Genomic DNA, 16,710 nt, shown 5'->3' on the forward strand with positions numbered 1-16,710 from the left:
TATTAAATTCCTGACCTTTCTCACTATATATTTTAGTCTTCTTTCTGAAATTCTTCGTGAATTTCATCATACTGACAGTCATCACATCTTTCTTCACAAGGCTCTACACAAACCTCGCATTCCTTATCGCAAATGTTGACGCAGCAGTCAAAATCATCTTCATCATCATAGCCTTTGTCTTTTTTCAGCTTATCTTTTGCTTCCATCGCTGCATCCTTTGCCTTTGCAAATGCAATGCCGCTTTTTTCTTTGATATCTTCATAAACGCCAGGCGCCTTTTCTTTAATATCTCCATAGATATCGGAACCTTTTTCTTTGGCATCTTCGTAAAGGTCTTCAGCCTTTTCTGTAATATCAATAACAGAGCCGTCATCTTTTACAAATTCAATCTTGCATTTGAAGCCAAATGCTGCAACGATACCTGCAATCATCCCCCATGGTGCAACAACAGTCCCTAAAACCCCAACAGTCAGAGGAATATTCACCAGTGTATCTCCGTCACGAGTAACTAAAATCTTAGAAATATTTCCTTTCTTCACCGCCTCTTTCATCTTGGCAATCAATGCTTCCTTCTGTTCTCCCAGTTTTGCCGCCGGCTTCTGGTCAATGGTTTCCTCTATTGCAATAATCGCGTCTACCACATTCCCCTCTGCGGCTTCAAGAGCTTCCTTGGCTTCCTTATAGGTCACGCCGGTTCTGTCTTTCACCAGTTCAATCTTTTCTAATGTGATTTCCATGTTGATACCTCCTAAAATTCTCCTCTAAACATATTCTCGCTGTTTAACGTGCCAATCTCTAAATAATATGACATATATTCGCGTAAAATGCACTGCAGCAGCTCGCCTACACTATCTGCAAGCGCAATTTTTTCAAAGCCGCTCATAGGCGTTTTTGAAAAAAACTTTAATATATTAACTATATCAAATTTCGGCGCATAAATCAATGTATCATTGCTGTTATTTCTGCATTTTCCGCAAACCATACCGCCGTCCCGAACACTAAAGTACTGCAACTGCTCTTTCTCTCCGCAGCAGGCACAGCAGTCCAAAACAGGAAAGACGCCTAAAATGCCCATCGCCTTGACTTCATAGGCCAAAACCAGTGTCCGATGCTTCTTCTCCCGCTTCTCCATGGCAGTTAGAAATTCCACGAGAAGATTGAAAAGTTTTGGCTGCGGCAAATCCTCCGGCATCATCTTTTCCGTAAGTTCCAGCACAAACGCGGATTCCATATATTTATCTACATCTTCGCCGATTCTAAAAAAGCTGCGCCTTACCTCTCCACTGTTAAGATTATAGTACTCTCTTCCCTTATATAACTCATAATTTCCATAAGTAAACGGGCGCAGCGCCAGCGCAGCTTTATTCCTGCCTTTCTCGCTTAGACTGCTGCCCGCACTGATTTTTCCATATTTTTTTGTAAATAAAAGAATCATTCGCCTGCCGCCAGCAGCTTTTATCTGCCGAAAGACGATCCCCTCCGTGCTTGTGTACATCTCTTATTCCTTATAACCAAAATTAGACAGTGCAAAGTCGCTGTCACGCCAGTTTTCTTTTACTTTGACCCACAGCTGCAAAAACACTTTAGTTCCAAGAAGTGCTTCCATTTCAAGACGGGCACTTTTGCCGATACCCTTCAGTTTCTTGCCCTGCTTGCCGATGATAATACCCTTATGGGATTTTCTTTCGCAGTAAATTACCGCGCCGATTCTAGTAATGTTCGGCTCTTCCTTATAGGACTCAATTTCTATGGCAACACCGTGCGGCACTTCCTCTTCCAGGTAATTGAGCACCTTCTCTCTGATGATTTCGCTGACAATAAACCGTTCCGGATGGTCTGTTACCATGTCTTCGGGGAAAAACATCGGCCCCTCTTCCAAATAGGTTTCAATCTTTGCAAGCAGCTGCGGTACATTTTTTCCCTCAAGGGCAGAAGTACCGTAGATTGCGTCAAAGACGCCGGTCTCTTCGTACTCGTCAAAAATTTCTTTGTATTCTTCCGGTTCCATTTTATCAATTTTGTTGATAACCAGAATTTTGGGCGTATCCAAATCTCTGATCATATCCAGAATATACTTGTCTCCCGGACCTTTTTTCATGCTGCCGTCAACAAGGAATAGAACCACATCTACTTCTTTATAAGTGTTGACCGCCATTTCCGTCATAGCCTCACCCAGCTTGTTTCTCGCCTTGTGTATGCCCGGCGTATCGATGAACACCATCTGCACACCGTCTGTACCGGTCACTGCCTCATCATCAAATCTGGTATAAATACCACGAATGCTGTTTCTGGTCGTCTGAGGCTTGTCCGTTGTAATTGCAACCTTCTCTCCTAATATGCTGTTTAAAAGTGTCGATTTTCCCACATTGGGACGGCCGATAATACCGATAAATCCTGATTTCATCATATTCTAAATCCTTCCGGCAATAATTCCTGCAATGTATATTCTTTCAAATGTTCCTCGTCTTCTCCTACAATCACCCGCAGCGCCGGCGCAAACTCATAGAGAAACTGTCTGCAAATACCGCAGGGAAACGCACACCCCTGTTCTGCTGCGATGGCAATGGTCACGAAATCTGCAGCACCTTCAGAAATCGCTTTCACGCAAGCGGTGCGCTCTGCGCAGATAGTGCCGCCATAAGATGAATTTTCTACATTGACACCAGTAAACACTTTCCCCTCTGCTGTTAAAAGCGCTGCGCCAACCCGAAATCCCGAAAAAGGCACATAGGCGTTTTTTAGGACTGATTGTGCTTTTTGAAATAACTCCCTATCTTCCATGTTCATCTCCTTTTTTGCTAAGGTAATTTATCTTCCGATTCCCAGATACGCCATTACCTGCTCTTCTTTCTCCCGCATTTCGTTCTTGTCTGCCTCCTTCATATGGTCATAACCCAGAAGATGCAGCACACTGTGTGTAAACAGATAAATGATTTCCCGTTCAAAGGCATGTCCAAATTCCTCTGCCTGACGCTGTGCCTGTTCTTTACAAATTACCACATCACCCAGACAAATTTCTCCAACTTCCGGAAGCTCATCGAGGTCATCAAACTGTGGGAACGAGAGCACGTCAGTAACCTTGTCCGTCTTTCTGTAATCCCTGTTCAGGCAGCGAATCTCCTCTTCTCCTACAAAGGTAACACTGATTTCGCTGCGACCTTCGTCGATACCTAAAAGAGTAAGACAGCGTCCGAACGCCTTTTCCATGGTCTCTAAAATTTCCTTACTGACCTGCTGTTCTTCTTCAAAAAATATTTTCATCTGGTAAACCTCAATTATTCCTGTATTTCTTCCGGGTGTTTTTTATAATAGATATCATAAGCGTTAATAATTTTCTTTACTAACTCGTGACGCACTACATCGACATCTTTCAGATAACAAAAGTCGATGTCCTTTACATGCTTTAGCACTCGCTCAGCTTCCACCAGACCGCTTTTCCTGCCTCTTGGCAAGTCTATCTGGGTCACGTCACCAGTCACAACGACCTTAGAGCCAAAGCCCATTCTGGTCAGAAACATTTTCATCTGCTCCCTTGTGGTGTTCTGCGCCTCGTCCAAAATAATGAAAGCGTTGTCCAAAGTTCTGCCTCTCATATAGGCCAGGGGCACCACTTCGATTGCTTCTTTTTCCTTGAGCCTCAGCGCATTTTCTCTGCCCAATACATCATAAAGAGCATCGTAAAGCGGTCTTAAATACGGATCCACTTTTTCCTGTAAATCTCCCGGCAAAAATCCTAGACGTTCTCCTGCCTCTACTGCCGGTCTTGCCAGAATGATTTTCTGAACTTCCTTATTTTTAAAAGCACTTACCGCCATAGCAACTGCAATATAAGTCTTTCCCGTTCCCGCAGGACCAATTCCAAACACAATATCCTTCTTGCGAATGCTGTTTACATACTCTTTCTGTCCGATGGTCTTTGGACGCAGAGGTTTTCCCTTGCTAGTAAAGCAGATAATATCCTTGCTGACATTATTTTCTCTATAAGAAAGTCCCTGCTTCTCAAGACCTATGATATAGTTTACTTTCTGAACATCCAGGTGTTCTCCGCTTCTTTGTACCGCCATCAGTTCCTTTAGGATATTCTCCGCCAGCCCGATTTCCTCTCCTCGAAGAAGAAGACTATCATCTCTTTGGAAAATCTCAACACCTGTGTTATCCTGAATCAAATTCAAATTGGCATCCATATTGCCAAAAAGCTCAATCCGATCTATATCATCCTCTATCTGAATTCTCTTTAGTTCCTCGCTTGCCTTTGTCAATTACAATCTCCTTTTCTACGCCAACTCTCTGGCGAGTTTCTACAGTTCCATACACTCTAATTTTACCTTTTTTTTCGTCAAAGTAAAAGTCTTTATTTAAAATTTCAGCGTTTTTAGGTGTATTTTCTTTTATCCAATCCCGTAAAAGGGCTTCCGCCCGCTTTTTTGACTCCCCGGCATCCATATAGAAGGAAAAATAGTACGGTACTCTTGCCACAATTTTGCCGTCTGCATGAGTATAGTGCTCCAGTTTTGCGTCCTCCTCCACCGGATAGGAGGGATGCTCTATCGGCACGGTACCTGCGATAAGAATATCTCCTTTTTTCACAAAATCGTTCTCGGCTACAAGCGCCCTTCCTTTATAGGTGTAAATTCGCTCGATATAGCAGTCTTGATCGCTGACAATATCACAGGGCTTTTTACTATTTGCGGCGGCAGCTGGTGCCTGTTTACTTTCCGAAATCTGCACTTCTACATAGCCGCCTTCATAAGCCACCCTGCTCCAGACGATAGTATCAAAGTTTTGAAATAGTTTTTTCTCTATATCATCACAGTCAAAACGGCGCAGTGCTCCCTCGTAAAGCCCCTCTTCTGCAATCAGTTCCCTGATACTGGTTTCCGTAATGGTTTCACACCCAATAATATTAATTTCCCGTACAAAGAGTGTCTGTGCAAAGAAAAATAACAGAAACACGCAGATTCCTGCAATCATCATCTTTCCTGCCTTCAATTTTTTAAAAAGGCAGACTGTACCGCCTTCACCAATCTGCGTGATTTTGTATTTGCTCCCTGCCAGTTTTTTTAAAGTGCGCAGACCTTCCTTGCTGACTGTAAAATAAACTTCAGTTTCGTCTTTATAGCGGACTTGACGCAGCAGAATGCCCTTTGCTGCTGCCTGCGAGAGAATCCTCTCCGGCTTAAATCCCTCTAGTTTAACGTTTACCCGATGTTTTATAAAATTCGATTCCTGTGATTTCGCCCTCAAGTTCCATTCGCCCTTCCCAAATTTCACTGATGATAAAACGGTCGCCCGTCACCGTTACATAGAAACGCCCCGTATCTACCGTCACCTGCGTGTCGCTTATTAGCACCACCTGTTTCACATTTTCGATGATGGCAGTTTTCGCAGAAGCTGTAATCTTCGGTCCTCTTATATCAAAATCATATGTAATCTCATTTAGCAGTTTCATAAAAAAAGCATATGACATCAACAGCTCACATATGACAAAGATTTGGGAATAAAAGAAAAGGGAAGAGGCTCCCATTTTTATTGTTGCAGAAATACCCCCGATTTCGGATAACTTTCCCCTCTCCATTGGTACTGTTTTTCACTGCTACCTCTCAGAAATTTTTCCATTTCAGGTCTCATCAGTTCCGGATAGTCAGTAATAATCCCGCTAACGCCCATCTGCAAATACTGTCTGGCTTTCTCAAAGTCATATACCGTCCAGACATATACAGGCAACCCGTGAGTTCTCGCCTGATACACCAGCGAATAACTGATTTGATTTTCTTCCGGTGCAAGAAAATCTATATCATACTTCCAAATGGAGTCATCAATATCTCCAGAAGTGCCAAAGATGCAATATCCCACCCACCATTCAGGATGTGCTGTTGTAATAGGATAAATGCAGTCATAATATAAGGACATAAAAATCGTCCGATCACCAAAATCAAATTTTTCCACTAATTTAATAACAGCCGCCGCCAGTTCCTTCTCATTACCGCCCGACGGTTTCAGTTCAATGAGAAGACCCATACCACTTTTCGCATTCTTTGCAAACCGGATGGCTTCCTCCAAAGTCGGAATCCGTCCTTCCTCCCCCGGATGATTTCTATCTCGAATCTTTCGCGCCTGCAATTCTTTCAAAGTCAAATCTGCCACATTAACCCGCTCCCCGGAAAGACGCCAAAGATTAGTGTCGTGAATCAGCACCGGAACACCGTCTTTCGTTAACTGCACATCCACTTCTGCAAATGCGCAGTTCAAATCAGAAGCTCCCTTTACCGCTTCCATCGTATTTTCAATACCTGCACTGCTTCCCCGATGTCCGATAATCCAAGGCCTGTGAACATCTGTAACAGGTGATAATGCACCTGCTGCAACATAAACTGCAACGCCAAAAAACACTGTAGCTGCCAAAACCATATTCCGTTTCTTTTTCATCTTTACGCTAAAGGCTCTGCCGTGGCGACCTAAAATCTGCAATACAACAGCCCAATCACTTTCCCACACCGGATAATGGTTCCTCTCTCTACCCTCATAATTCTCCCAAACAACAACAAGCAGATAAACACTGCCTGCCAAAACTATGACGGAGACCGCTGTGAAGGCAAGCCAAATGAGAAAATCCAGCCAAAATCCCTGGGTATGTACCAAATACTTGGCAAAATCCAGATCGAAGTCCTTATATTCCAATCGTTTCCTACTGGTAATCCACGTAATATACGGCGTTGCAAAGAAGTAAAAAATCGCCCCGCCTGTTGCTGTCACCTTATACTTCCACGCCATCTTTTTCAAAAGCTTCAAATTACTGCTTACGGCTGTAAGCAATGTTTGCTGTCCCATCACCATATAAATCGGAACAAACATAGTCAGCAAATACAGAATAAAATGCGCAGCATAGATTGCCAGTACGCCGACAATGCCAATAAAACTTCGAATCATTTCTCCCTGAATAAACCACGGAATCTCAACCACAGGTACCATGGTGCTGGTCCAAAGTATATTAGTAAAAGGAATTACTAAAACAAAAACGAAAGCCGACAGAATCAGGTTCCAGCCTTTCAGCGAGTTAAAATTCCAAACAGAGCCTTTGAGAACCTGTGGCAGTTTAAATTCCTCTCCATCCCTGCATAACTTTACGATATGAATAACTACTGCATATTCGTAAAACACCAACATACCAGCACATAAAAATAATGCTGTAAAGATGAGGAATCCATTTACGCTGGAAAAAGTTGCAATAATATCCTTGTTAAAGTTAAGACCTCTGGAGGCTACATAAGTCTGATAAATCTCATTCATCAGCGGGTTTGCCAGACAAATGATAAACAGTTTGTATAAAATTTCAAATTGAATCACTTTCTTTAACACTTTCCTCATGTTCCGTCTCCTCCTTTGTCAATTGATTTCTATTTTACAATATCGCAGCCTTGCGGACAAGTATCTCTTTAAGAAGCTGCCAACGGCTAAAGTTGCAAAAATTTATCTCTTCCAAATAGAAAAAACAACCTGACATTTTGTCAGGTTGTCCTGTTTTCGTATTTTGTGCTTTATGACAGAAATTCCATCACAACTTCTTTTACCAAGGAGCCGTCCGCAAGACCCTTGACCTTGCCCATAACAGGCCCCATCAGCTTACCCATGTTCTGCTTGCCGCCTTCAATTCCCAGTGCGTCTGCAGTTTCCTTGACAATCTCCATGACTTTTTCCTTGGATAATTGTTCCGGTAAGTATCTGTTCAGAATTTCTATCTCCGCGTTATATGCTTCTGCCAGATCTGCTCTTCCAGCTCTTTCAAAATCAGCGAGGGCATCCTTACGCATTTTTACCTGCTTGGATAAAATTGCAATAATGCCTGCGTCGTCCAGTTCTTCTCTGTTATCCACCTCATACTGCTTAATGGCAGCACGAGCTAAACTGATTGTACTCTTAGCTGTTTCATCATGGGCTTTCATTGCCTCTTTAAAATCAGCCATTAATTGTTCTTTTAAAGTCATTTACTATCACCTCGATCCTAAATGACTAGTATTTCTTAGCCTTTTTTCTAGCAGCTTCAGACTTTTTCTTTCTCTTTACGCTTGGTTTTTCGTAATGCTCTCTCTTTCTGAGTTCGCTCATAACGCCGTCTCTAGCGCATGATCTCTTGAATCTCTTCAGAGCGCTTTCCAAACTCTCGTTTTCTCTAACGATTACCTGTGCCATATTCCAATTCACCTCCTGACTAACTTGAAAATAATTAGCTGTGAACAGTCTTTTGCCTATAACGGAACTATTATACTATTTTTGGCGGCGATAGGCAAGTCTAAAATTAAAAATCTTTTTTTACATTTTTTGCCCGAGTACAAACATTCTGCCCGTGCTGGTCCCTTTCCTTCAGCCTAGTCTCAAAATCAGCGGCACTACAATCGGCACTGCTGCGCTTTGCACAACCCCGCTGATAAAAGAATATATGGCAATGTCGCTTCTCGTGGAACGTTCGATAATCGGCAGGCAAACATCCATAGACGAACATGCCGGCACCGCCATTGCCTCCAGATATCCTATCTTTTTTGCCACCAGCGGTACAATCAAAATTGATATAAACTCCCGCATAACGTTGTGCATAAAGCAAATAGCACTTGCGGTCACAAGTCCTGCTTCCATAATCAGTCCCGGTGCAAAGGTATACCAGCCAAAACCGCCGCCCACTGCAAGGGCTTCCTGCAGCGAGATTTCGGAAAGAATCGGCACACAGACCACCGCCCCAATCAGGGTTCCTGCCATCACTGCCACTGGAAAGAGAAATACACGCACGCCCACCTGTCTAAAATGCTGCATCGCTGTACCGTCCACGCCCATATCAAAGCCGACAAAAAACAGCAGTACGCAGAGTCCTGCATTTATCATCACGTTAATTAGATTTGAAAAAACTTCCATATCCGAAAAAATATGTGGTATACAAAAATGTCCAAAGAGCAGTCCGCCCGCCACACAAAGAACGATGATAGCAGTCATGAAGTTCATCTTGTTGTCCGAAGATGCTTCGTCTGCGTCTCCTTCGGTTTTTATTTCCGTTTCCGACGTCATTTCTTGCACCATCCCGCCGCGGTCTGCCTTACTTTGAAGATTTCCAAAACGGTCAATCCTCATCAGTTTACGAACTGCCGTCATGGTTATGATGGAAAACAAAATGATGGAAATCGACATAATCAGTGCATAGAGTCCAATTGAATTGAGATTCTCCACCACCTCTCGGTTAGCACCCATTCGCATGCCCATGGAAAAAATCAATATGATAATCGCAAAGGTCTGCAGTCTTCCAGTCCATCGAATCAAAGTCTCGTGATTGCGCAGTTTGCTCCCAAAGAAATAACCAATTACCGCCATCGACAGGTATAGTGCTAAATCCGCCATGCCATATCTCCTTTTTTAACATGCTATGGTTCATTATAATATAAAAACAACAGGCTGACAATAGTTGCCAACCTGTTCTATAAAAAGTATCATTAGCCATCAATACTGACAAAATGATAGCAGCGTGTAGGATTTTGTCAGCAAATCGTAAAGACCCCGTCTTAATACGCCTGAAAACCTGACAGTACTGACAGAATCAAAAATAATTGTCAGTCCTGTCAGGTTTTTTTGATAAAAACACAGACAAAACTGACAAAAATCTAAAAAGCTGTCAGCTTTGTCAGTTCCAGAAAATCATTAAACGTTTTCGTGCGTTTTACGTGATTTGTTCTCATTGTTTCTGTTATGCCGTCACAAAGCCCAGCGCGATAAATCCAACTGTCGCAATAGCAAAGGGAAGTGCTACAAGCGGTCCCGAAGTACGGAAATACTCTGCATTGGTAATTTGTGTGGAAGCAGAAGTCAAGATAACTGTGTCCGAATACAGACAGATATGACCTCCAGAGGATACTGTTTCACGTAAGCATCTATGTCCGACCACTCCCCTTCCTCCTGCGTACCCAAAATCAGTTGAATTTTTTTATGCACTGGCATTCCACTGTCTTTCATCGCTTTCATTGCGTAAAGAGAAGCAATAATTGCGCCTTTATCGTCCAAAGTGCCTCTTCCGTACAGTTTGCTTTCCTTTTGTACGAGAACAAAAGGAGGCGTCTGCCAAGCTGCTAGATTCCCCGCCGGAACGACATCTACATGCGCTAAAATCCCCACTGTTCAAGTGGCTGGCTGCTATAATGCACCTCTGTAATCAAGCAGTAGTCCTCCTGCTCCAAAATTGCACTTTCACTTAAATTGGACGGGCTCAACTTCTGTATGCCTGCAACGGAAAGATATCTCTTGAGCTTTGGCGCTTCCTCATTTAAATCATAGTAAAAAGACATAGATACACTGCCCCAGTCCTCTTTATCAAAATCAAAACACTCCTGCAAATACCACACCATATGGCTTGCTTCCTCAAAACATCCCGGTCTTCTGAACTCCGCCGGCATAGAGCCAATCTGAAATTTTCCAAGAAGAAGCAGTTCGCTTCTGTAGATATACCGAGGGCTTTTGAAATTTCTCCTACGGTCAGATACATGACCTGCCTCCTTGTCTGCTGTATTATTGTGCAACAGTCCGTTGTACTTTTTATGCCAGTTCTTTTTCTAGTTATTCGTCCCAAGGTTATTATACCATTATTTTTTACTTTTTCAATATATGTGGATAACGGTATTACATTCATCTACCGCCACATTCCCCATCTCTACCAAGGAGAATATCAAGACCGTGAGGCAGTGCCGGCAGAATAAATTCCAGCTGCTCTTTTACCGCCTTAGGGCTTCCCGGCAGATTGATAATCAGCGTCTTTCCACGGAGGACTGCGACTCCGCGAGAAAGCATCGCTTTTGGCGTAATTTCAAAAGATTTAGCGCGCATATACTCTGCAATTCCCGGCACATTTCGCTCTGCCACTGCAAGGGTTGCTTCCGGTGTTACATCTCTAGGTGAAAGACCTGTGCCTCCGGTCGTCAAAATTAAATCCAGCTTCTCTACATCGCAGAGATTACGCAGGGTCTGTTCGATTACAGACTGCTCATCGGGAAGTAATACACTGCAAACAACCTGATAACTGTCTTCTTCAACGTCCTCCAGCAGCTTTATGATGAGAGGCCCGCTTTCATCTTTTCTCTCGCCTTTAGCGCCTTTATCGCTAAGGGTCATTACTGCCGTTCTGTACGTCTGATTACTGATGTAATTTTTTTTCTCTGAAAATGACATGACCGCTTTTGCCTCCTTCTTTTTCTTCAAGGTGAATTTCTCCGATCTCCATGAATTTATCCATGGCTTTACACATGTCGTAGACAGTTAACAGCGCCACGCTGACTCCCGTTAGTGCCTCCATTTCCACGCCGGTTTTTCCGCTGGACTTCGCAGTACAGATACAGGTAATAATGCAATGGATATCATCCAGCATCCAGTCCACAGAAAGCCCTGCCAATGGCAGCAGATGACACATAGGAATCAGCTCCCACGTCTTTTTAGCCGCCATAATCCCCGCTGTGGTTGCAACTGTCAGCACATCGCCCTTTGCAACGCAACCCTCTATCACCGCAGCATAAGCCTGCTGTGACATCTTGATACAGCCTCTTGCTACAGCGCGCCGCTCTGTTACATCCTTTTCTGCCACATCTACCATCCGCGCATTACCCTTTTCATCAAAGTGTGTCAGCTTCATGTTCATCCTCCGTTATCACTTCCAGCCTATCTCCGACTTTTACTTTTCCACCCTTGATTACCTTTGCAAATACGCCTTCTGTCGGCATAATACATTTGCCGACAGCCTGTGCAATGGCGCATCCGTGATGACATTCTTTTCCGATTTGCGTAAGGACCAGTTTCGCATCTCCAATCTGAAATATACTGCCAAGGGGAAGTCGTGCAAAATCCACGCCGCTTACCACCAAATTTTCACCAAAATCCCCATCATCCACTGAAACTCCCAGCGCCTTAAAAGCCTCTATCTTTTCCCAGGAAAGAAGGGAAACCTGCCTATGCCACGTTCCTGCATGAGCATCGCCTACAAGACCATGGTTTTCCAAAAAAACTGCCTTTCCCACGTTTTTCTTTACAGTCCCCTTTTTTTCACTGGTACACACTGCTTTTACAATTCCTATCATTGTCATCCTCCTATCTGGTACATACTGCGCGTTTCACTGTTGCCTGTATCTGATGTGCAAAACATATGCCGGCTGGGCTTGCTGAAAATTCCATCTGTAATTGCCGACAAAATCTCTGTATCCGTCGCCTTTGACCGCAAAAGCTTTCGCAGATCAATCCCCATACTATGATGCAAACAGGGTTTTAAGAAGCCTCCGGCAGTCAATCGAATTCGATTACATTCTTCACAAAAACTATGGGACATTGGACTAATCATGCCGATTCTTCCACAGAATCCGTCCAGCTTGTAATAAACTGCTGGACCGTTACCCCGCTGCTCAAGTGTCAGCTGCGGGGTGCCGTAAACCTCCTCCAATACTTTCAGCACCGTCTCTTGTGTATATCCTGCAAAATTCTTTCCAGGTCCCATAGGCATCATTTCAATAAAACGCACATCCATAGGATAGTCCTTTGCCAGGGCTGCCAACGATGCAATTTCATTCAGGTTATATTCTGCCAAAGTCACTGTATTGACCTTGACCGCAAGATTTTCTTGTTTACAACAGGCGTCCAGAGCCTCAATGACCTGCTTTAATTCTCCTCCTCTTGTGAGAGTTCGATAGCAATCCTCCTTCAGCGTATCTATACTGATGTTAATACCGTCAATTCCTGCATCTAACAAGTCCGGCAGCTGCTCCTTGAGTAACAGACCGTTGGTTGTCAGAGTTACTTCTTGGATTTCAGAAATCCCCTTAAGGCCTCTGACGAGGTGGGAGATATTTTTTCGCACCAAAGGTTCTCCGCCTGTCAGCTTTATTTTGCGAACGCCGCATTTTGCAAACAAGCCGGCCAAACGAAGAATTTCCTCAAGGGATAAAATCTCTCCATGCGCACATGGGTCGATTCCTTCAGGCGGCATACAGTATCTGCACCGCAAATTACATCGATCTGTCACTGAAAGGCGCAGATAGTCTATATTTCGTTCAAATTGATCTTTCATTTTTTCTCAAAGCCTCCATCCCTGTACTTTACCACTGCATGACCACAGTGAGTCAATCTGCACCCTCTGTTTTCGTCAAAATCTTTATTAGCAATGTGGCATAAAAAGGCGCTGGCAATGCCGGTATGTACCACAACTAAGAATTTTTTCTCCTTGGGATGTGCCTCCATCATTCGAAAAAGGGTTTCCTCCATCCGGCTTGCTGCCTCTGCAAAGGTTTCCCCTGCTGGCGGTGGCACTGACGGGTGCAAGCCCCGCAGTGCATACTGCAACGGAAATTCCTTTTCAATCTGTTTGAAATACATACCTTCCCACAGCCCCATGTCCATTTCAGAAAGCCCGCTTTCCACTCGAATTTCTCGCGTGCCTTCAGCTAATACCACAGCTGTCTGTTTGCTTCTTAGAAGCGGGCTGCAATAAACTGCTTTTACACTTTTGACTCTGCGAAAAAAGGAGGTTTCCATCAGTTTCTCAACCTGTTCAAATCCGGAAGGCGCTAAGGGTGGGTCGCTGCCTTTTCCCAGACAGACTCTACCGTTTTCCTGTAAAATTGAAACTCCATGGCGCACCAAATAAAAAGTTCTGTCACTCATTTTAATTCTCCGTTTTTTCACCTTTCCTTAGGGCAGCCCGCACTGCAATCATCTCAGCTGCAATGCTGACAGAAATTTCCGCCGGTGTCTGTGCACCGATGGAAAGACCGATGGGCGAATGAATTCTTGCAATATCCGCTTCTGAAAAGCCATCACCAAGAAGCCGTGTACGTGTTGTCTGCACTTTGCTTCTACTGCCGATCATCCCCGTATAAGCTGTGTGCTTTTCCAAAACTTGACGCAGCACCGTATAATCAAAGGCATGACCGCGGGTCATAATCACCGCAAAGTCTGCTTCGTCCAGCCGCAAACGATCATTAACACAATCAAAGGATCCGCAAATAACTTCTTTTGCCAAAGGAAAATCTGCCGGATCTGAAAACTCCTCCAAGCTGTCATATACGACACAAGAAAAATCTATTCCGCTCAGCAGCGGCACCAATTTTCTGGCAATATGACCTCCTCCGAAAATGTAGACCTTTCCTTTCACTGCCAGCGGCTGAATGTAGTAGCTTCCCGTCTCCCTCCAAGAAGCTGCAGCCGCCGTGCTCAAACAGTTTAAGTACTGAATTGCAGACTTTGCCCCTGCTACCACTTCCGTCTCTGAAAGGACGCTGACAGTGCTGTGCTGCCTTTCATCCACCTCAAATACAATCCAGCGGTTTTGGTTGCTTTCTGCCTCCTTGCAGATAGTTTCATAAAGAGCGCAGTTTTCATCTGATGGTGCGATATACTGCAAATATACTCTGATATCGCCGCCGCAAATCATTCCCAAATCCTGTACATCATTGGGGTGCAGCATGAAAAAATCCGTTTTAGAGCGGCCTTTTTTCATCACATCCGCCGCCATCTTGGAAACCCTATGCTCCACAGCTCCTCCGCCGATTGTTCCAAAGCACTGTCCACTTTGACTGACTGCCATACTAGTACCTGCGCCTCTGGGCGCCGAGCCTTCGCTTGAGATAATCGTAATCAGCGTACACGCCTTTCCTTCCTCCAAGTTTTCCTTAATAAATCGACAAATCTGCTTCATTTCTACCTCCTGTTAACGTCTGTACCAGTCAAAACAGCCCGAAAATATTTCCTGACCGCAAGTTTTAAGCTGTTTGCAAAACAGCTCATAGGAACCGATTAACTGCCTGCAAGATGGCGTTAAGGTGGATCCTCCGCCTCCTATCCCGCCCGAATTTTTGCAAAGCATGGAAAATCCGGCTCGTCGCTCTGCATTTTTAATAAGCTTCCACCCGTAGCTATAGGCAATGCCCATTTCCTCACATGCTTTTTTTAATGAACCTAAGCGATCCACAAAATTCAGCAAGTAAACCAATTTTTCGTCAAAAAATATCTCTCCATACTGCAAAGACACCTGACATGTAAAGGTAAAAGGTGTCACCCTGCTTCCCATAAGCGTTTCCCTCTCCCAAGCCTGTTTCTTCTCCACTAAAAGACGATAATCTTCCTTCGTATCCATGTCCATAAGTACAAAGGGATCCTCCACCGCTATCTCTGTGACAGCCTGGATTTTTTTTAACGCCCCGTAAAGCCCTTCCCGTCCGTCATGGGAAAGAATTTTCTCATAAGCAGCCTCCGAAAAAATCACAGGATGTCCGCTGATACCGTTATGCACAGGATATACGACGCCTTCACTTTTTTCCGCTGCGCAAAGGAGCTTCTCCACGGTTTCTTCTGTCACCGCGGGAATGTCTACCGGCCACAGAATCACGTGCTCCGCCCTGTCTTTCATATAGTCAAATCCCATGCAGATGGAGTCGAACATATGACTTTTCCTGTATGCGCCGTTATATAAAATAGTAATATCTTCCTGCTGCAAAGCATAGTTCATCTCTTCAGCCCGATATCCTGTTACCACTGCAATTTCCGTCACCTGCTTTGCTTTGAGCAGATGCAGAATAGATTGCAATACTGTAGTTTCTCCAAAAGGCATCAAAGGCTTAAAATTGCCCATACGTGAAGACAGTCCTGCCGCCGGTATCACAGCAGCAAAGGTTTTTTTCTTCATCGCTCAGTACCTCCCAAATGTACAATTGGGAAAATGACAAACCTCGCACAGTTGACACAGTCCCCCTTCTGCTAAGGCCAGCATATCTTCTTTTGTTATTTTCACATCAGTAAACAGCTGGGGCAGCAATACGTCTAAAACTGTAACCGGCAGACTGATAGCCGCTCCCGGTACGCCGACCAGCGCAGCTTTGCCCAAATAAGAAACCAAGGTCATATTGCCCGGCTGACTTGGCACACCATATGTGATAATCTCAGCACCACACGCTTTGATTGCCGCTGGTGTCAAATCATCAGGATCTACCGACATACCGCCTGAGAAAAGTAAAAGTTCTGCACCCTGATTCAAATATGACTGCGCCGCTTTGACAATCTGCTCCTGTCTGTCATCGCAAATTGTTGCGCCAAGCACTTCACAAGGAAAAGCTGTCAGCTTCTTTTTCGCTACCATTTCAAATTTGTCGGCAATTCGTCCCTCATATATTTCCGACCCGGTGATGATAATACCGACCTTTTTCTTTTTATAGGGCAAAAGAGCCAACAGGTTTTCATTCTGACATAGTTTCTCTGCCTGTTCAATTTGCTCTTCCGTTGTCACCAGCGGTATGATTCTCATAGAAGCCAGTCTGTCTCCTTTCTGAACGGGATAATGATCCGGCAAAGTCGTTATAGTAATGTCACCTATTCGATTTATTTCCGAAAGAAGTCTGCGGTTTACCCGAAACATTCCGGAGGTATCTGCTTTCAATACCATTTTTCCTTCAGATGGTCCCTCGTAATGTGCATCCTGCAACGATGCCATAGCAGCAAGGCGCTGTGCCGCCTCCTCTTCATGTATTTCCCCAGCCTTATCTTCCCAAATAAAAATATGTTTCTTACCGATTGCCAATAAAGCTTCTATATCCTTCTTAGAAATCACATGTCCGCGGCGAAATGCCGCACCTTTAAATCCGTCTCTCATGGCGGTAATATCGTGACATAATCTTTGTCCGACGGCATCTTCTACTCTGATTTTTTTCATTTTCC

Annotated in this window: 23 protein-coding genes; all 23 read right to left on the reverse strand. The window is 44.1% G+C overall.

What is annotated here, in order from left to right:
• Window positions 1–32: 32 nt before the first annotated feature.
• Entirely contained in the window at window positions 33–737 is a 705-nt protein-coding gene (locus V1225_RS12115; protein ID WP_160200423.1) for a DUF4342 domain-containing protein, read from the reverse strand.
• An 11-nt stretch (window positions 738–748) separates the two neighbouring features.
• Entirely contained in the window at window positions 749–1,495 is a 747-nt protein-coding gene (gene recO, locus V1225_RS12120; RefSeq protein WP_338546604.1) for a DNA repair protein RecO, read from the reverse strand.
• Between the two features lie 3 nt (window positions 1,496–1,498).
• Complete coding sequence (gene era / locus V1225_RS12125; RefSeq protein ID WP_161880223.1) at window positions 1,499–2,407, reverse strand: GTPase Era; 909 nt, start codon at window positions 2,405–2,407, stop codon at window positions 1,499–1,501.
• Complete coding sequence (gene cdd, locus V1225_RS12130) at window positions 2,404–2,808, reverse strand: cytidine deaminase (RefSeq protein ID WP_338548181.1); 405 nt, start codon at window positions 2,806–2,808, stop codon at window positions 2,404–2,406. Before cdd ends, era begins: the two co-directional genes overlap by 4 nt.
• A complete protein-coding gene (gene ybeY, locus V1225_RS12135) occupies window positions 2,809–3,261 on the reverse strand; it encodes an rRNA maturation RNase YbeY (RefSeq protein WP_160200426.1) in 453 nt (150 codons plus the stop codon). It abuts the gene before it with no gap.
• 14 nt (window positions 3,262–3,275) lie between these two features.
• Window positions 3,276–4,259, reverse strand: coding sequence for a PhoH family protein (locus V1225_RS12140; RefSeq protein ID WP_338546607.1), 984 nt, complete (start codon window positions 4,257–4,259; stop codon window positions 3,276–3,278).
• Entirely contained in the window at window positions 4,213–5,244 is a 1,032-nt protein-coding gene (locus tag V1225_RS12145) for a sporulation protein YqfD (RefSeq protein ID WP_160200427.1), read from the reverse strand. Before V1225_RS12145 ends, V1225_RS12140 begins: the two co-directional genes overlap by 47 nt.
• Window positions 5,192–5,449, reverse strand: a complete 258-nt coding sequence (locus V1225_RS12150) for a YabP/YqfC family sporulation protein (protein ID WP_160200428.1) — start codon at window positions 5,447–5,449, stop codon at window positions 5,192–5,194. Before V1225_RS12150 ends, V1225_RS12145 begins: the two co-directional genes overlap by 53 nt.
• 77 nt (window positions 5,450–5,526) lie before the next feature.
• Window positions 5,527–7,365 (reverse strand): glycerophosphodiester phosphodiesterase family protein, encoded by a 1,839-nt coding sequence (locus V1225_RS12155; protein WP_160200429.1) that lies wholly within the window; start codon window positions 7,363–7,365, stop codon window positions 5,527–5,529.
• A gap of 170 nt (window positions 7,366–7,535) precedes the next feature.
• A complete protein-coding gene (locus V1225_RS12160; RefSeq protein ID WP_160200430.1) occupies window positions 7,536–7,982 on the reverse strand; it encodes a GatB/YqeY domain-containing protein in 447 nt (148 codons plus the stop codon).
• A 25-nt stretch (window positions 7,983–8,007) separates the two neighbouring features.
• A complete protein-coding gene (rpsU, locus tag V1225_RS12165; RefSeq protein WP_022146591.1) occupies window positions 8,008–8,187 on the reverse strand; it encodes a 30S ribosomal protein S21 in 180 nt (59 codons plus the stop codon).
• A gap of 171 nt (window positions 8,188–8,358) precedes the next feature.
• Window positions 8,359–9,378, reverse strand: coding sequence for a lysine exporter LysO family protein (locus tag V1225_RS12170; RefSeq protein ID WP_251630525.1), 1,020 nt, complete (start codon window positions 9,376–9,378; stop codon window positions 8,359–8,361).
• 343 nt (window positions 9,379–9,721) lie between these two features.
• The gene (locus V1225_RS12175; protein ID WP_251630526.1) at window positions 9,722–9,919 is read right to left on the reverse strand and encodes a hypothetical protein; all 198 of its coding nucleotides are present in this window, start codon (window positions 9,917–9,919) and stop codon (window positions 9,722–9,724) included.
• On the reverse strand, window positions 9,841–10,146 hold the full coding sequence (locus tag V1225_RS14750) for a M20/M25/M40 family metallo-hydrolase (protein WP_350339724.1): 306 nt from the start codon (window positions 10,144–10,146) through the stop codon (window positions 9,841–9,843). Before V1225_RS14750 ends, V1225_RS12175 begins: the two co-directional genes overlap by 79 nt.
• Window positions 10,134–10,547 (reverse strand): hypothetical protein, encoded by a 414-nt coding sequence (locus tag V1225_RS12180; protein ID WP_251615982.1) that lies wholly within the window; start codon window positions 10,545–10,547, stop codon window positions 10,134–10,136. The genes V1225_RS14750 and V1225_RS12180 overlap by 13 nt, the downstream gene beginning before the upstream one ends.
• Before the next feature lie 106 nt (window positions 10,548–10,653).
• Window positions 10,654–11,223: a molybdopterin adenylyltransferase gene (mog, locus tag V1225_RS12185; protein ID WP_307726238.1), complete on the reverse strand. Its 570-nt coding sequence runs from the start codon at window positions 11,221–11,223 to the stop codon at window positions 10,654–10,656.
• Window positions 11,159–11,650 (reverse strand): cyclic pyranopterin monophosphate synthase MoaC, encoded by a 492-nt coding sequence (gene moaC, locus V1225_RS12190; RefSeq protein WP_251615985.1) that lies wholly within the window; start codon window positions 11,648–11,650, stop codon window positions 11,159–11,161. The genes mog and moaC overlap by 65 nt, the downstream gene beginning before the upstream one ends.
• Entirely contained in the window at window positions 11,631–12,092 is a 462-nt protein-coding gene (locus V1225_RS12195) for an MOSC domain-containing protein (protein ID WP_330588358.1), read from the reverse strand. The genes moaC and V1225_RS12195 overlap by 20 nt, the downstream gene beginning before the upstream one ends.
• A 2-nt stretch (window positions 12,093–12,094) precedes the next feature.
• A complete protein-coding gene (gene moaA / locus V1225_RS12200; protein WP_251615987.1) occupies window positions 12,095–13,072 on the reverse strand; it encodes a GTP 3',8-cyclase MoaA in 978 nt (325 codons plus the stop codon).
• Complete coding sequence (locus V1225_RS12205) at window positions 13,069–13,665, reverse strand: histidine phosphatase family protein (protein WP_251615990.1); 597 nt, start codon at window positions 13,663–13,665, stop codon at window positions 13,069–13,071. Before V1225_RS12205 ends, moaA begins: the two co-directional genes overlap by 4 nt.
• Before the next feature lies 1 nt (window position 13,666).
• Window positions 13,667–14,698 (reverse strand): XdhC/CoxI family protein, encoded by a 1,032-nt coding sequence (locus V1225_RS12210; RefSeq protein WP_251615992.1) that lies wholly within the window; start codon window positions 14,696–14,698, stop codon window positions 13,667–13,669.
• A gap of 12 nt (window positions 14,699–14,710) precedes the next feature.
• Window positions 14,711–15,685, reverse strand: a complete 975-nt coding sequence (locus tag V1225_RS12215; RefSeq protein WP_251615994.1) for an NTP transferase domain-containing protein — start codon at window positions 15,683–15,685, stop codon at window positions 14,711–14,713.
• A gap of 3 nt (window positions 15,686–15,688) precedes the next feature.
• Window positions 15,689–16,705 (reverse strand): molybdopterin-binding protein, encoded by a 1,017-nt coding sequence (locus tag V1225_RS12220; protein ID WP_338546616.1) that lies wholly within the window; start codon window positions 16,703–16,705, stop codon window positions 15,689–15,691.
• Window positions 16,706–16,710: the final 5 nt, after the last annotated feature.

This window comes from Emergencia sp. JLR.KK010 (assembly GCF_037018265.1).
Classification (GTDB): domain Bacteria; phylum Bacillota; class Clostridia; order Peptostreptococcales; family Anaerovoracaceae; genus Senimuribacter; species Senimuribacter intestinalis.

Bases quoted from the DNA above. Each gene is read 5' to 3' on its own strand.
- V1225_RS12115 (WP_160200423.1), bottom strand. From the start codon at position 737: ATGGAAATCACATTAGAAAAGATTGAACTGGTGAAAGACAGAACCGGC.
- recO (WP_338546604.1), bottom strand. From the start codon at position 1,495: ATGTACACAAGCACGGAGGGGATCGTCTTTCGGCAGATAAAAGCTGCT.
- era (WP_161880223.1), bottom strand. From the start codon at position 2,407: ATGATGAAATCAGGATTTATCGGTATTATCGGCCGTCCCAATGTGGGA.
- ybeY (WP_160200426.1), bottom strand. From the start codon at position 3,261: ATGAAAATATTTTTTGAAGAAGAACAGCAGGTCAGTAAGGAAATTTTA.
- V1225_RS12150 (WP_160200428.1), bottom strand. From the start codon at position 5,449: ATGAAACTGCTAAATGAGATTACATATGATTTTGATATAAGAGGACCG.
- V1225_RS12155 (WP_160200429.1), bottom strand. From the start codon at position 7,365: ATGAGGAAAGTGTTAAAGAAAGTGATTCAATTTGAAATTTTATACAAA.
- V1225_RS12160 (WP_160200430.1), bottom strand. From the start codon at position 7,982: ATGACTTTAAAAGAACAATTAATGGCTGATTTTAAAGAGGCAATGAAA.
- rpsU (WP_022146591.1), bottom strand. From the start codon at position 8,187: ATGGCACAGGTAATCGTTAGAGAAAACGAGAGTTTGGAAAGCGCTCTG.
- V1225_RS12170 (WP_251630525.1), bottom strand. From the start codon at position 9,378: ATGGCGGATTTAGCACTATACCTGTCGATGGCGGTAATTGGTTATTTC.
- moaC (WP_251615985.1), bottom strand. From the start codon at position 11,650: ATGAAGCTGACACACTTTGATGAAAAGGGTAATGCGCGGATGGTAGAT.
- V1225_RS12195 (WP_330588358.1), bottom strand. From the start codon at position 12,092: ATGATAGGAATTGTAAAAGCAGTGTGTACCAGTGAAAAAAAGGGGACT.
- moaA (WP_251615987.1), bottom strand. From the start codon at position 13,072: ATGAAAGATCAATTTGAACGAAATATAGACTATCTGCGCCTTTCAGTG.
- V1225_RS12205 (WP_251615990.1), bottom strand. From the start codon at position 13,665: ATGAGTGACAGAACTTTTTATTTGGTGCGCCATGGAGTTTCAATTTTA.
- V1225_RS12210 (WP_251615992.1), bottom strand. From the start codon at position 14,698: ATGAAGCAGATTTGTCGATTTATTAAGGAAAACTTGGAGGAAGGAAAG.
- V1225_RS12215 (WP_251615994.1), bottom strand. From the start codon at position 15,685: ATGAAGAAAAAAACCTTTGCTGCTGTGATACCGGCGGCAGGACTGTCT.
- V1225_RS12220 (WP_338546616.1), bottom strand. From the start codon at position 16,705: ATGAAAAAAATCAGAGTAGAAGATGCCGTCGGACAAAGATTATGTCAC.